Annotated in this window: 14 protein-coding genes and 2 pseudogenes; 14 read left to right on the top strand and 2 right to left on the bottom strand. The window is 57.1% G+C overall.

Annotated elements, in window-relative coordinates; all coding sequences use genetic code 11:
- The first annotated feature begins 80 nt into the window (after nt 1–80).
- From NANH_RS0122875 to pta, 10 genes are all read left to right on the top strand, one after another.
- The gene (locus NANH_RS0122875; RefSeq protein WP_027264125.1) at nt 81–1,088 is read left to right on the top strand and encodes a TRAP transporter substrate-binding protein; all 1,008 of its coding nucleotides are present in this window, start codon (nt 81–83) and stop codon (nt 1,086–1,088) included.
- Nucleotides 1,089–1,149: 61 nt separating this feature from the next.
- A complete protein-coding gene (locus NANH_RS0122870) occupies nt 1,150–1,680 on the top strand; it encodes a TRAP transporter small permease (RefSeq protein ID WP_027264124.1) in 531 nt (176 codons plus the stop codon).
- A 20-nt stretch (nt 1,681–1,700) separates the two neighbouring features.
- The gene (locus NANH_RS0122865; RefSeq protein WP_027264123.1) at nt 1,701–3,041 is read left to right on the top strand and encodes a TRAP transporter large permease; all 1,341 of its coding nucleotides are present in this window, start codon (nt 1,701–1,703) and stop codon (nt 3,039–3,041) included.
- A gap of 21 nt (nt 3,042–3,062) precedes the next feature.
- Nucleotides 3,063–3,572, top strand: a complete 510-nt coding sequence (locus tag NANH_RS0122860; RefSeq protein WP_027264122.1) for a universal stress protein — start codon at nt 3,063–3,065, stop codon at nt 3,570–3,572.
- A gap of 20 nt (nt 3,573–3,592) precedes the next feature.
- A complete protein-coding gene (locus NANH_RS0122855; protein ID WP_027264121.1) occupies nt 3,593–3,979 on the top strand; it encodes a nuclear transport factor 2 family protein in 387 nt (128 codons plus the stop codon).
- A 27-nt stretch (nt 3,980–4,006) separates the two neighbouring features.
- Nucleotides 4,007–5,407 (top strand): NAD(P)/FAD-dependent oxidoreductase, encoded by a 1,401-nt coding sequence (locus NANH_RS0122850; protein WP_027264120.1) that lies wholly within the window; start codon nt 4,007–4,009, stop codon nt 5,405–5,407.
- Nucleotides 5,408–5,431: 24 nt separating this feature from the next.
- Nucleotides 5,432–7,213 carry a sulfoacetaldehyde acetyltransferase gene (gene xsc / locus NANH_RS0122845; protein ID WP_027264119.1) on the top strand — a complete coding sequence of 594 codons (1,782 nt, stop codon included), beginning with the start codon at nt 5,432–5,434 and terminating at the stop codon, nt 7,211–7,213.
- 136 nt (nt 7,214–7,349) lie between these two features.
- Nucleotides 7,350–8,390 carry a YeiH family protein gene (locus tag NANH_RS0122840; RefSeq protein ID WP_027264118.1) on the top strand — a complete coding sequence of 347 codons (1,041 nt, stop codon included), beginning with the start codon at nt 7,350–7,352 and terminating at the stop codon, nt 8,388–8,390.
- 15 nt (nt 8,391–8,405) lie between these two features.
- Entirely contained in the window at nt 8,406–8,771 is a 366-nt protein-coding gene (locus NANH_RS0122835; RefSeq protein WP_027264117.1) for a cupin domain-containing protein, read from the top strand.
- Between the two features lie 47 nt (nt 8,772–8,818).
- Nucleotides 8,819–9,811, top strand: coding sequence for a phosphate acetyltransferase (pta, locus tag NANH_RS0122830; protein WP_027264116.1), 993 nt, complete (start codon nt 8,819–8,821; stop codon nt 9,809–9,811).
- A 120-nt stretch (nt 9,812–9,931) separates the two neighbouring features.
- Here pta and NANH_RS27015 read toward each other — a convergent pair.
- Together NANH_RS27015 and NANH_RS29915 are read right to left on the bottom strand one after the other, a co-directional pair.
- A pseudogene (locus NANH_RS27015) lies at nt 9,932–10,485 on the bottom strand (IS5 family transposase); the annotation flags it as partial.
- Nucleotides 10,486–10,571: 86 nt separating this feature from the next.
- Nucleotides 10,572–10,898, bottom strand: a pseudogene (locus tag NANH_RS29915) (IS481 family transposase); the annotation flags it as partial.
- Between the two features lie 105 nt (nt 10,899–11,003).
- Between NANH_RS29915 and NANH_RS28755 the strand changes: the two are divergent.
- The 4 genes from NANH_RS28755 (at nt 11,004) to NANH_RS0122810 (ending at nt 14,571) form a co-directional block, all read left to right on the top strand.
- Nucleotides 11,004–11,432, top strand: a complete 429-nt coding sequence (locus NANH_RS28755; protein WP_139236508.1) for a hypothetical protein — start codon at nt 11,004–11,006, stop codon at nt 11,430–11,432.
- An 85-nt stretch (nt 11,433–11,517) separates the two neighbouring features.
- Nucleotides 11,518–11,742: a hypothetical protein gene (locus tag NANH_RS28190; RefSeq protein ID WP_074920673.1), complete on the top strand. Its 225-nt coding sequence runs from the start codon at nt 11,518–11,520 to the stop codon at nt 11,740–11,742.
- Nucleotides 11,742–13,199, top strand: coding sequence for a TolC family protein (locus NANH_RS0122815; protein ID WP_027264114.1), 1,458 nt, complete (start codon nt 11,742–11,744; stop codon nt 13,197–13,199). The genes NANH_RS28190 and NANH_RS0122815 overlap by 1 nt, the downstream gene beginning before the upstream one ends.
- Nucleotides 13,200–13,212: 13 nt before the next feature.
- Nucleotides 13,213–14,571 carry a multicopper oxidase family protein gene (locus NANH_RS0122810; protein WP_027264113.1) on the top strand — a complete coding sequence of 453 codons (1,359 nt, stop codon included), beginning with the start codon at nt 13,213–13,215 and terminating at the stop codon, nt 14,569–14,571.
- The last annotated feature ends 6 nt before the right edge of the window (nt 14,572–14,577 follow it).

The following is a 14,577-nucleotide window of genomic DNA, read 5'->3' as shown; positions in this document are numbered from 1 at the left end:
CGAGCAGTCAGCTTGGGGGCGGACGAGGAGAATTCCCCACAGGCAGTGCGCTCAAGCGCAGGCAACAATTGGAGGACTTCATGACAATCTTTTCACGGTTCAACGCCGTCACAACAGCCGCTGCGGCATCGGTATTGCTCAGCATGTGTGCGGCCCAGGCTGACAGTTTCAATATCGCGGTCGGCGACGGTGCCGGTGGCACTCAGGAGGCATTGGGCAAGGCGTTCATCGCAGCGCTTGAGGAAACCACGGATCACACGGCATCCTTGTTTTTGAACGGACAACTCGGCGACGAGCAGGCAACTGTGAACGATCTGTCCATTGGTACTCTGGATTTTTCGATTCTGGCCATCAACAATATCACGCCATTTTCGCCGTCCGTTGGCACCCTGACGCTGCCTTACGTGATCCTGAGCCTTGAAGACGCCATTACCGTAACACAGGGTCCGATCGGTCAGGAGATGGTCGAAAATACTGTGCGTGACGCTGGCGTGCGGATCATCGGCTGGGCCTATTCCGGCTTTCGCGTCCTCACCAACTCTGCCCGTCCGGTCAAAACCGTAGCTGATCTTGAGGGCCTGGTGATCCGGGTTCCACCGAACGAAATCATGATCGCCACTTACAAGGCTTGGGGTGTCAACCCGACGCCGATGGCGTGGTCGGAAACCTTTACAGGTCTGCAGCAGAAAGTCGTGGACGGTCAGGACAACCCTTATATCACCGTATATGCGATGAAGTTCGACGAAGTTCAGACATACATCACAAACCTGCGCTATCTGTTCTCGATCGAACCGCTGGTTGTCTCTGAAGCGGTTTTCCAGGGCCTTTCGTCTGAAGATCAGGCGGCCGTCCTGGCGGCTGGCAAATCTGCGACCGATTTCTCGGTACAATTTCTGCGCAACGAGGAAGAGACCATCAAGGCAGAGTTGGTTTCACGCGGGATGGAGATCTCCGATCCAGCAGATAATGAAGCCGAATTCATCAAGCTGGCGACCGAAGCTGTTTGGCCTCAGTTTTACGAGCCCATCGGCGGTGTCGAAAAGCTGAACGATGTGCTGACCGCGCTGGGTCGCGATCCTGTCAACTGAAACACGACAGAACAGAAGCGCGCGTTCCGCGCGCTTTACCAACCTGGGAGGAGGCACTGGAATGACAAGTTTTTGGAACGCCCTGAACAATATCGAAAGCTATATCTGTCGCGCTTTGCTCGTGATGTTTGTGGCGCTTCTATTTACGCAGATCATCTCACGCGAAGTCTTTGATCACTCGTTCTCATGGATAGAAGAACTCTCTGTCTACATGTTTGTGTGGTTCGTTTTCTTCGGGGCCAGCTACGCGGCCAAGATGAGTGCCCACAATCGGGTAACCTTCCAATTCGGCATGCTGCCGCGCGGGTGGATAAAATGGATTGAAGGGTTTGCCGATCTCTTCTGGATATTTTTCAACATCTATTTTGTCTACCTCGCCTACGACTTTGTCTTCAACAAGATGAACAAGTTTTGGAAGTCTCAGACCCTCGGGATCGAGATGAAATGGATCTACATGGTGCTGCCGATTGCCTTCACGTTAATGACGATCCGCATTCTTCAGGTGAACTACCTCAAGCTGGTCAAAGACGTTGATGTGCGTGATCCAGACAAGATCGACCTTGATGACTTCAAATCCGACAAAGATGCCTGAGCGCGCTGGGGAACACTTCCATGGAAAATGAAATCGTAACAATCCTGTTCGGCAGCTTTCTGGGCCTATTGGTTCTGGGCGCACCGATCACCGTGGCGTTGGGGGTCTCATCGCTAATCTCATTCCTGTACCTGGGCGACAATCCGATCAAGTTCGTCCAGATCGCGTTTACGTCCGTCGGATCCTTTCCGCTGATGGCATTGCCTGCATTCATTCTTGCCGGGGCGCTCATGGAAGCGGCAGGCATTTCAAAACGCCTGATCAATGTCGCGGAAAGCATGGCGGGGCCATTTACAGGCGGACTTTCTGCCGCGACCGTGATGGGCTGTCTGTTCTTTGGCGCGATTTCCGGCTCGGGTCCGGCGACGACCGCAGCTGTCGGTATGTTGATGATACCGGCAATGATCAAGCGCGGCTATGACCGTGGCTATGCGTCGGCTGTCACGGCATCCGCCGGTGGTCTGGGCATCGTTATTCCACCTTCGATTCCGATGGTGATATTTGGTATCGCGGCTTTGGGCATGATGGCCCCGGCTGAGGCAGTCGAGAAATATGGCACATTTCAGACTGTCTCGATTTCCAAGCTGTTTATTGCAGGCTTCATCCCGGCCTTCGTCATTGCGGGCAGCTTGCTGATCATGAATTGGATCATGTGCAAAAGGCATGGCTACACCGGCAATTCCGATGGTTGGTCCGCTCGCAATATCCTATGCGAACTCTACCGTGGGTTTTGGTCGCTCATGGCACCGGTCGTCATTTTGGGCGGTATTTACTCGGGCTTCTTTACGCCCACAGAAGCAGCGATCGTCGCCATATTCTATACGCTTTTTGTGGGGATTTTCATCTACCGCGAACTGAACTTTGAAACGATGAACCGTGCCCTTGAAACCACAACATGGCTATCGGGGCGGGTGCTGTTGATCCTGTTTACCGCCACCGTTTTCGGCCGGCTGCTGGTGGAGAACCAGATCCCTGCAATCATTGCGGATGGAATGCTGTCGCTGACTGATAGCATCTATGTCATCTGGGCGCTGATTATCTTCTTCCTGCTGTTTGTCGGCATGTTCATGGAAACGCTGGCGGCGATCCTGATCCTGGTGCCGGTCATGCTACCGGTGGCATACAACATGGGGATCGACCCAGTTCACTTCGGTGTGGTCATGATCTGCACACTGGGAATCGGTTTCCAGACCCCGCCGCTGGGAGAGAACCTGTTCATCGCGTCTGGCATCTCGAACATCTCGATCGAGAACATCTCCGTCCGCGCTCTACCGTTTGCTGCAATCAACACCACGGCCATCTTCATCATCGCGTTCTTTCCCGAGCTGTCGCTCTGGCTTCCGCGGATGTTCGGCTACTGATCCAACAGAAGGGATGGTTTCATGAAACCGACAATCCGCAATATTCTATTTGCAACAGACCTGTCGCAGAACTCTACCTATGCGCTCAGACATGCTGCAAGCCTGGCCCAGGTCACCGGAGCCGAGATCCACGTTCTGCATGTGAGCGAACCTTTGTCTGATGACGCGCGGGTGGCTCTTGAGATGTTCGTGCTGAACGAGGAATCGCGCAAACAGGCCACCGAACGTCGCGGAGAAATGGTCCACAAATTGCTGGCTGAACGTCAGGAACGGTTCTGGGGATCCTTAACCGGGAACGACGCGAAAATTCGCGACCAGGTCACATCCATCGAAATCATCGAGGGCTACCCAGCAGAGGCAATCCTGCGGCGAGCACGTGAGCTGGACTGCGATCTGATCGTTCTGGGCGCACACGACCACGGCTTTACTCACACGTTCCTCGGCACAGTGGCAAAACGGGTGCTCCGGCGTGCCGACATCCCGACACTCATCGTTCCCTACAAGGACGACGGTTACAACACCGACAAATAGCTCAGATAAGGAGACACTACATGTCTAAGACTCTAACTCCACAAGATCTTGCAGACACCTTTGACGCGTTCAACCGTCACGACGTTGATGCGGTCATGACCCACTTTGCAGACGATTGCGTTTTTTATGCGGTCGGCGGTGACCACGCATATGGTGCCAAGATCGAAGGTGCCGAAGCAATTGCCAAAGCGTTTTCCGGCGTTTGGGCGGGTATGAAAGACGCGCATTGGGATCACCATAGTCACTTTGTGCATGGGGATCGCGCGGTTTCGGAATGGACGTTCTCCGGCACCGGAGCAGACGGAATGCGTATCGAGGCGCAGGGCGCTGACCTGTTCACTCTGCGCGATGGCAAGATCATCGTAAAGCAGGCGCTGCGCAAATCCCGGCCGCCATTCAAAGCATAGTTTTCACCCGGTTTACGGAGCATTTCGATGCCTGATTCAAAACGACCCCGCCACTGGCCCAAGGCCAGCTACGACCCGCGCTATGATCCGATCATAGACGCGGGCCCCGGTCACAACCGGGATTTTGCGCCAACTTACTGGATTGGGACTGCAGGCGCTCCGCCAGAAGATGACGGTCCTGTGTCCGGTGACATGGACGTGGATGTTGTGGTGATTGGATCGGGCTATACCGGTCTGTCGACGGCCATCCATCTGGCCAAAGAGCATGGGATCAAGGCGACCGTTCTGGAGGCCAACACGGTCGCGTGGGGCTGCTCTACGCGCAACGGCGGGCAGGCGCAGATCTCTTCCGGCCGCCTCAAGCGATCGCAGTGGATCCAACGCTGGGGCGTCGATGTCGCCAAGAAGATGCACGCCGAAGTGGCCGAGGCGTTTGAGCTTTTCAACGACCTGATCGCTTCCGATGACATTGATTGCGATCCGCAAACCGGTGGGCATTATTATCTGGCGCACCGCGAAAGGGTGATGCCGAAGCTTGAAAAAGAAAGCGCATTGCTGAACGAGGTGTTCGGCTATGGCTCTCGGATTATCGGACGCGAAGAACTGCACGAAAACCACGTCCGCGATCAAGAGGCATTCGGTGCGATGTGGGAGCCGGATGGCACCTGCATTCATGCGGCGAAGCTGGCGTTCAGCTATGTGCGCCTGGCGCGTAAACTGGGTGCAAAAATCCATACAGCCAGCCCCGTCATGGGCTGGAAGATCAAGGACGGTGTGCATCACCTCACAACACCCGGCGGCACTGTGCGCGCGCGTGCGGTGGCTTTGGCGACAGCGGGCTATACCCCTCCGGGATTGAACGAAAAGACCAAGCACCGGCTGATGCCGATCCTGTCGAACTCGATCGTGACACGTCCGTTGACCGAAGAGGAGAAGGCCGCGTGTGGGTTTCAGGTGAAATCACCGCTGACCGATACGCGCACGCTGCGGCACTATTACCGCTTTCTGCCCGACGACAGGGTTCAAATCGGGAGCCGGAGTGCGATCACCGGGCCAGATGCCGAAAACCCGAAGCACCTGGCGCTTCTGCAAAAGGGGCTCTACCGCAAGTTCCCTGCGCTGACCGGCATTGACCTTGATTATTCCTGGTGGGGATGGGTGGATGTCAGTCATGACATGATGCCGCGCATCTTCCAGCCGGACAAGAAACAAACGATCTTCTACGCCTTGGGCTATGGCGGCAACGGCGTGATGTATTCCGCCCAGGCCGGCAAGCGTCTGGCGCAGTTGGTCGCCGGCGAGGGAAAGGAACTCGACCTCCCCATCTTTACCTCGCCGCTTCCAAGCCACGGCGTCCTGACGCCCTTCCGCCGGTTGGGTCAACGGATGATGTATCCCTACTACTACCTTCGCGACGAAATTCTCTGACACTCTAACGATAGGAAAAACACCATGAAAATGACGACAGAAGAGGCCTTTGTCAAAGTTCTGCAGATGCACGGTATCGACAATGCCTTTGGCATTATCGGGTCCGCGATGATGCCGATTTCCGATCTGTTCCCGGCTGCGGGGATCAAGTTCTGGGACTGTGCACACGAAACATCCGGTGGGATGATCGCGGATGGCTACACCCGCGCGTCCGGCAAGATGTCGATGGCAATCGCTCAAAACGGCCCCGGCATCACGAACTTCGTGACTCCGATCAAAACCGCCTATTGGAACCACACGCCGATGTTGCTGGTGACGCCTCAGGCGGCCAACAAAACCATCGGTCAGGGCGGGTTCCAGGAGATCGAACAGATGAAACTGTTCGAGGACATGGTCTGCTATCAGGAAGAAGTGCGTGATCCTTCGCGCATGGTCGAGGTCCTGAACCGGGTGATTGAAAAAGCATGGCGCGGGTCCGCCCCGGCCCAGATCAACATCCCGCGCGATTACTGGACCCAGGTCATCGATATCGAGCTGCCCCAGATCATCCGCCTGGAACGTCCGGCCGGTGGCGCGAAGGCTGTTGCCGATGCCGCAAAACTGTTGTCCCAGGCCGAATTTCCCGTAATCCTGAACGGTGCCGGTGTGATCCTGGCCGGTGCCATCGATGCCAGCGCCAAGCTGGCCGAGGCGCTGGATGCGCCGGTGGCCTGTGGCTATCAGCACAATGACGCCTTTCCGGGCAGCCACCCTCTGGCCGTAGGCCCGCTGGGCTATAACGGCAGTAAGGCGGCGATGGAGCTGATCCAGAAGGCCGACGTGGTGTTGGCTCTCGGCAACCGCCTGAACCCGTTTTCGACCTTGCCTGGCTATGGCATCAACTATTGGCCGCAGAATGCCAAGATCATTCAGGTCGACATCAATTCCGATCGGATCGGTCTGACCAAAAAGGTTGATGTGGCTATTCAGGGTGATGCAAAACTGGTTGCCACGCAGTTGTTGGAACAACTGGCTGACGGTGCAGGCGACAAGGGCCGCAAGGAGCGCAAAGAGCTGATCGCCCTGACCAAATCGCGTTGGGCACAGGAACTCAGCTCGATGGATCACGAGGATGACAACGACGAGGGCATCACCTGGAACGAGCGCGCGCGTAACCGCCAGCCCGACCGCATGTCGCCCCGCCAGGCCTGGCGTGCGATCATGTCGGCGCTGCCCAAGGACGCCATCATCTCGTCCGATATCGGCAACAACTGCGCCATCGGCAATGCCTATCCGTCGTTTGAAGCGGGCCGCAAATATCTGGCACCGGGCCTGTTTGGCCCCTGTGGTTATGGTCTGCCCGCGATTCTGGGGGCCAAGATCGGCTGCCCTGATGTGCCGGTTGTCGGTTTTGCCGGCGACGGTGCCTTCGGGATCTCGATGAACGAGATGACCGCCTGTGGCCGCGGCGACTGGCCGGCGATCACCATGATCATCTTCCGCAATTATCAGTGGGGTGCGGAAAAGCGCAACACGACCCTGTGGTATGATGACAACTTTGTCGGCACCGAACTGAACCTGGACGTGAACTATGCCAAGATCGCCGAGGGCTGTGGCCTGAAAGGCGTTCAGGCCACGTCGATGGAACAGCTGACCGACGTGCTGAACACGGCCGTCAAGGAGCAGATGGAAGATGGTGTGACCACATTCATCGAAGTCGTGCTGAACCAGGAACTGGGAGAACCCTTCCGTCGCGACGCGATGAAGAAGCCGGTTCAGGTTGCCGGCATCAGCAAGGACGACATGCGTCCGCAGCAGGTCGACTGATACAGACCGCATCCGGGGCGGCAGCACCGCCGCCCCGGACTGAATTTCCCTTTGACGGACCCGTCTACCGCGATGTCGGCGAACGGGGCTGTCTCGCTTTGCCGTGCTGCACGGCCCGTGACTCGAGGTTTTCACAATGTCGACTGCACTCGCTGCCAATGAAAGCTATGTTGCCAGGACGCAAAAGTTCCTGTTCAACAACGGCTATGGATTTCTGGTTTCGGTCATTGTCGCCGTGGCCGCGCAATTCCTGTCCGACCACTACGGCGCGCCGGCGCTGCTGATGGCGTTGCTGCTGGGCATTGCCTTTCACTTTCTGGCGGAAGAGGGGCGTTGTGTTTCCGGCATCGCGTTTACCTCTCGCATCGTGCTGCGCATCGGCGTCGCCCTGCTGGGCGCGCGGATCAGCGTCGAGTTGCTGGTCGGTCTCGGCCCCAAGCTGATCGGCCTGACCATTGCGGGTGTCATCCTGACCATCCTGTTCGGCCTGCTGGGCGCGAAATTGCTGGGCCGAGGCTGGCGCTTTGCGCTGCTGACCGGCGGTTCGGTCGCGATCTGTGGCGCCTCTGCCGCCATGGCCATCGCCGCGGTACTGCCAAAGAACGAGCATTCCGAGCGCAACCTGATCTTTACCGTCCTCAGCGTCACAGTCCTTAGCACACTGGCGATGATCATCTATCCGGTGATCACCCAGACCATGCAATTGGATGATCTGCAAACCGGCGTTTTCCTGGGTGGCACCATCCACGATGTGGCGCAGGTGGTCGGTGCCGGGTTCTCAGTAAGCGATGAGACAGGCGAGACCGCAACACTGGTCAAACTGATCCGCGTGACGATGTTGGCTCCCGTCGTTTTGGTCTTCGCCCTGGTTATTCGTACTTATGCCGAGAACGACGAGGCGGTCGGCGGAAAACGTCCCCCGCTCATGCCGTTCTTTGTGATCATGTTTTTGCTTCTGGCCGCAATCAATTCAGCCGGATTGATCCCCACAGTGATGCAGACATTTCTGTCGGATGTCTCGAAATGGTCCTTGCTGATTTCCATCGCAGCGGTGGGCATGAAAACCTCGCTCAAGACCATCGTGGATGTCGGCGGTCAGGCAATCATACTGATTGTCGCTGAAACCGTATTCATCGCCGGGTTCATTCTGTTCGGCATCACTTATTTCGCCAATTGAAACATGGAGGGGCTCATGACCAAACCTGTTGTTGATTTCGCTGACACCGTCACATCTGCACACCGCCGTCTTGCTGACCTGCCCGACCGAGTTGTGCAAGGCGATCCGCATCACACGACCGAACTGCGGTTCACAAGTGCCGACGGGGCTTTGATAGCCGGAACATGGACCAGCACCCCGGGCAAATGGCGCGCGTTTGCGAACCGCGATGAATTCTGCGTCCTGCTCAGCGGGCATGTCAAACTGATCTCGGAAGACGGTACAGAACAAGAATTTCGGAAGGGTGACAGTTTTTTGATTCCAAACGGCTTTCACGGCTTCTGGCACGTTCTTGAGACGACGACCAAGCATTTTGTAATCAGGGACTACAGTGCCATCTAAAGTCATTTCTCAAGACCGGAATACCCCTCACTCAACGGAGCACGACAATGAAGCCTCTGGAAATTATTCTGGCAAATGCTGCCCGCTCGGATCGCAAGATCGTACTAAGCGAAGGTGAAGATCCGCGTGTGGTCGCCGCCGCGATAGAAGCAGCCAAACAAAACGTCGCGCGCATCGTTCTGGTTGGCAACCGAGAAACCGTCGCAAGGGAGCTTGCACTTTCGGGGGGACAGAACCTTGACCGGATCGAAGTGCATGATCCCAAAGAAACGCTGCACCATTCCGAAATGAGCGCCGCTTATCATGAACTGCGCAAACACAAGGGGGTCACACTCGAAGCTGCGTCTGCAGCCATTCTGAACCCGCATGTCTATGCCGCTCTTCTCGTCAAACTTGGGTATGCGGATGGCACGCTGGGCGGAGCCACGACCACAACTGCCGAAATCGTCCGCAATGCGATACAGGTGATCGGCACTGCCGCGGATGCCAAAATGGTGTCGAGCTTTTTCTTGATGCTGCTCTGCAAGGACCATCACGAGAAGAAGGGGGCACTCGTCTTTTCGGATGCGGGTCTGGTCATTGATCCAAGCGCGTCAGAGATGGCTGAAATCGCCCATGCATCGGCCGCCTCTCTGGTTCAACTGACGGGTGAAACGCCCAAAGTGGCGATGTTGTCCTTTTCAACACGCGGTAGCGCTGCGGGCGACAAGGTGTCGAAGGTTGTCGAAGCAACCGCAATACTGCGCAAGATGGCACCTGACATGATTGTCGACGGAGAGTTGCAATTTGATGCGGCCTTTGTGCCGGACGTGGCGACAGCCAAGGCGCCGGGCTCCACAGTTGGCGGAAGTGCGAATGTTTTCATCTTTCCAAACTTGGATACAGGCAACGTCGCCTACAAAATCGCCCAGAGAATTGGCGGGGCCGTCGCGATCGGTCCGATCCTGCAGGGTCTTGCCCAGCCTGCAAATGATCTGTCCAGAGGATGCACTGCGGAAGACATTCTTCACATGATTGCAGTGACGGCCGCGCAGTGCTGATTTTGGCGCGCCGGTTTGCGAACGTGCGGCCCACACGTTCAGCACGCAGGCCACACCATGCCCATTGTGCGCATGGTGTGGGAGGGTGTCGGGGGCGTCAAGATTAGGCCAAATGCGCTCTTAACCATGCGAGTAGCCATGGAATCCGCTCGAACTTGGATGCGCAGTTCGGTCATTTGTTGAAAATCCACGCTTTGATCCCCCCGCCATGAGGCGCTGCCCCAGCAGTTTCATGCAGCGCATCTTCGTCTCGACCCTGCTTTGTCGGTGGTACCCGCTCCAGTTTCGCCAGTGCGCGCGACCAAGGTATTTCGTAGATCGCAGAGCCTCGTTTCTGGCCATCTCACCTGCAGTAATGGCTTTGAACGGGTTGGCATTTTGCGGGCGGGATAACGGCATTCGCACCCCGGTGGGCAATTGCATCGTGGCACTTGCGTATGTCACAGGCACCGTCAGCGGTGACGGTGCGATCTCTTTGCCGGCTGGGGTCTGGCGGGGCAGATCGGCGAGAACCGGCGCGTCGCCAGTGTGGTCCCCCCTGATCTCAAAGGCCCGAACCTCCAGTGTGCGCTCGTCGGTCCCGAGATGGATTTTGCGCCAAACGCGTCGTTTGGGACCGCCATGCTTGCCTGCGGTCCACTCGTCTTCACCCCGGCTTTTATCCCTGTGCTGTCCGCTGCCCGACAGGGCCTTCATTGCCAGGCATGTATGGATTACAGGATCGCTGTAGGCCGTGCTTGCCGGATCCCGGATCATCTCTGGGTCCAGAGCTATAACCATGTCTCTGAAGGCACCGATCTAGCGCTGACCGTGTCAGGTGTGGAAGCGATGGCTGAAGGGCGTAGGGGCAATCATCCGGTGGCAGCAGCGTATGCTGTCGAACTGCAACGATAATCGTCTCATCTGATTCACTGAGAACGGTTGCTCGCGGCTCCTCCGGCCCGGTCTGCCGGTCCTCGACCGTCTTGGAGTTGATCCCGATCCCTTTGCTCAGAGCCGCGATCATAGCTCGCCCCTTTCGAACGATTCGCCTTGCAAATCGCCTGCCGGGTATCCGTGCGAGATGCCCATGACGAACTTGTTCCATAGTGCGTTCTTCCATTCCAACGAAAGGATCGCGCCATCAAGCGGGGATAAGCTTTTGCGAAAGATATGTGACTGTATGCCGCCAGGTCACACAAAAGTTTACTAAGTGGTGGTCCAAGCACTTGACCAGTATCAAAAGGGCGGGCACAAACCAGCTGTGGGAAAAGGTGCCTTCATAAAGCAACTAATGCAAACCGCCATATTGGTGGTGACCGTTTGTATGGTTGTAATTTCATTGGCGTCAGAAGTACGCGCCTCCATGGGCCATCACGATGGCAATTCAGGCGACATTGCCAACGGTGTCTCGGTTCAACACGAGGTGACAGGCGAGTTGACTGATTGTGAAACGCCTGACCGGGACGATGCCGCCCAAAATGGTGGCTTGAACTGTTGCTCGGCCATCTGTTCGTCGGTCTTTCTTGGTGATTCAATTGAGAAGGCTGGCTTTGCTCAACGGGACGAACATTTTGAGCTACCGTTGAAAGCAGTGACTTCTCGCGAAGTGCACGGGTTTTTGCGACCCCCAAGTATCTGAGACATAGGGCAGAAATGTCCTGAAGATTGATGTTGTCGGCGCTGTGGTGCTGGCATCTCTGTTATAGCTACTCAGGTAAATACCCATGAAAATTCCAGTTTTGCTGGGGGCATCCGTCCTCGCACTTGGTGCGTGCTCGCCCGAGCCGACACCGCTTCCCGATATCAGCGCGCAACAAACGGTTGCCATCCCTTCGATCACTTCCGCCAATGTCGGCTATCAGCCTCCGTTTGCAGGTTTTCAGAACCATTCACCGACCGGGCCCGTGTCGTGGCGTGGCGTGAATGACGCTCAGTCGGAGGCAAATTGATGGCGAAGATGAAATGGCCGGTGCTGCTGGTCACACCACTTGTGCTGGCGGCCTGTACACCGCAGGTGCCGACGAAATACACCGACGCCAAGGCCGGGTTTCTGGATGTGTCCACCCAGACGAGTGGCGCGATAGGTAAGCGAACGGCTTTCGCACAGACACGGGCAGAAAATGACGCGCTGACCAAAGAGGTGCGCGGCATGGTCCAAGGCAAGACGATCTCGGTGGACACCGCTGTGCAGGTGGCCTTGCTGAACAACAAGGGGCTGCAGGCGTCCTACGCGAATGTTGGGTTGTCGGCAGCGGAGGTCTGGCAACAGTCAACGCCACAGAACCCGGTCGTTTCTCTGGGGATCTATGGCGTCGGGGCGCCCGAATTGGGATTGTATCGTACGCTTGAGACGATGATTGCGTTCAACCTGCTGGATGTGAAGACTCGTAAACAGCGGATCGCTGTTGCCGACGCACAATTTCAGCAAGCTCAGTTGAATGCTGTAAGCGACACCCTGTCTCTGGCCAATCAGACCCGGCAGGCGTGGATCAATGCCGTGGGCGCTTTCGAAACCCTTGGGTATTTACGAAAGGCCAGCGAGGCCGCAGGTGCGGGTGCCGAACTGGCCGAGCAACTGGGCAAGACCGGGGCGCTGAACAAGGCAGGTCAGGCGCGCGAGTTTGCCTTTGGCGCAGAGTTGGCGGGACAGGTTGCCAAGGCAAAACTGGAGGCGACTGTGGCCAAAGAAAAGCTGACCCGGCTGATGGGCCTCTGGGGCACTGACACTAACTATTTTGTGCCTGATGCTTTGCCAAGCCTTCCGAAATCGTTGCGGCGGGTGTCTTCGATCGAGGCGACGGCACTATCCAACCGGGTAGATCTGAAGGTTGCCAAGACCGGACTGGAGGCGCAGGCCCGAGCATTCGGCCTGACCGATCAGACCCGGCTGGTGACGGATCTGGAACTGATCGCGGGGTTCGAAGCAGAGCGTGAGCGCGAAGATGGCAACACGGATACCAGCACCCGGCCACAGATCGAGCTGGAGTTCGCTATTCCAATCTTTGACACCGGTCAGGCCCGGATGCGCAAGGCTGAACTGGCCTATATGCAGGCCGCAAACACATTGGCGGAAAAGGCCGTGAATGTGCGGTCCGAGGCCCGCAGCGCAGAGGTCTCCTATCATTCCTCCTATCAGATTGCCCGCCACTATCGGGACGTGGTCGTGCCGCTGCGCACAACGATCGAGGAGGAGGGGCTGCTGAGTTATAACGGCATGATCACCAACACTTTCGAATTGCTGACGGATGTCCGCGAGAAGCTGGCCAGTTCTCTGGAAGCGGCAAATGCGAAACGCGACTTCTGGTTGGCGCAGGCAAACATGACCGCCGCGATCTATGGCGGCGGGTCAGGAGCCATGGGCGGTGATGAACGCATGGCGATTGCCGCCGGCGGCGCCGGACATTGAAAGGGCTAGGACAATGATGAACAGACGTCAAATGCTGGGGGCTGGAGCCGCAGGTGCGGCATTGGTTTCCTCCAAGGCCTGGGGGCAGACCACCAACATGGGACTGCCCGAAGCGGCGATCATGGATACTGCTGCCACACAAGTGTCGCCGCGCCCCAATAGTGGGCCGGATTACACTCCGGTGGTCACGCTCAATGGCTGGACCCTGCCGCACCGCATGAACAACGGGGTCAAGGAATTCCATCTGGTTGCCGAACCGGTCGAGCGCGAACTGGCCGAGGGGATGATCGCGCATCTCTGGGGCTATAACGGTCAGTCCATTGGCCCAACCATCGAAGCGGTGGAAGGCGACAGAGTGCGGATTTTTGTCACCAACAAGCTGCCGGAACACACCACTGTCCACTGGCATGGCATGATCCTGCCATCGGGGATGGACGGTGTAGGTGGCCTGAGCCATCCCGGCATCCCACCCGGCAAAACCTATGTTTATGAATTCGATCTGATCAAATCCGGGACTTTCATGTACCACCCGCACGCCGATGAAATGGTGCAGATGGCGATGGGGATGATGGGCATGTTCATCGTGCATCCCAAAGATCCCGCCTTCATGCCGGTGGATCGCGATTTCCTGATCATGCTGAACGCGTTTGACATCGATCCGGGCACTTATGTGCCGCGCATCATGACCATGACCGACTTCAACCTGTGGACATGGAACGGTCGGATCTTTCCGGACATCGACCCGCTGGTGGTCAACCAGGGCGATCGGGTGCGGGTGCGGGTTGGCAACCTGACGATGACAAATCACCCGATCCACATGCATGGCTATGATTTCAAGGTCACGTGTACGGATGGGGGCTGGGTGCCACCCGAGGCGCAATGGCCCGAGGTGTCGGTCGACATCCCTGTCGGCGGAATGCGGGCCTATGAATTCGATGCCGAGCATCTGGGGGACTGGGCGATTCACTGCCACAAATCGCATCACACGATGAATGCGATGGGCCATGACGTGCCCACCTTTATCGGTGTCGACAAACGCAAACTGACCAAACAGATCCGTGAATTGCAGCCCGAATATATGCCGATGGGCACCGCCGGAATGGCTGATATGGGCGTGATGGAGATGCCTCTGCCTGACAACACGGTGCCGATGATGTCCGGCTGGGGGCCCTATGGTCCGATCGAAATGGGCGGCATGTTCTCGGTGGTGAAGGTTCGCGAGGGCATTGACCCCGATGATTACTCTGACCCCGGCTGGTACAAAAACCCACCGGGAACGCAGGCCTATGAATGGACCGGAGAACTGCCCGAATTCGCGCAGGTTCACGACGCCAAAACCCGGATCACACCTAAGACCACCTCAAGAGGCTGACGGCCT

The sequence above is a fragment of the Sedimentitalea nanhaiensis DSM 24252 genome, from assembly GCF_000473225.1.
In the GTDB taxonomy this organism is placed as follows: Bacteria; Pseudomonadota; Alphaproteobacteria; order Rhodobacterales; family Rhodobacteraceae; genus Sedimentitalea; species Sedimentitalea nanhaiensis.
Note: the sequence above shows the minus strand (reverse complement) of the source record. Positions and strands in the feature narration are given on the sequence as shown.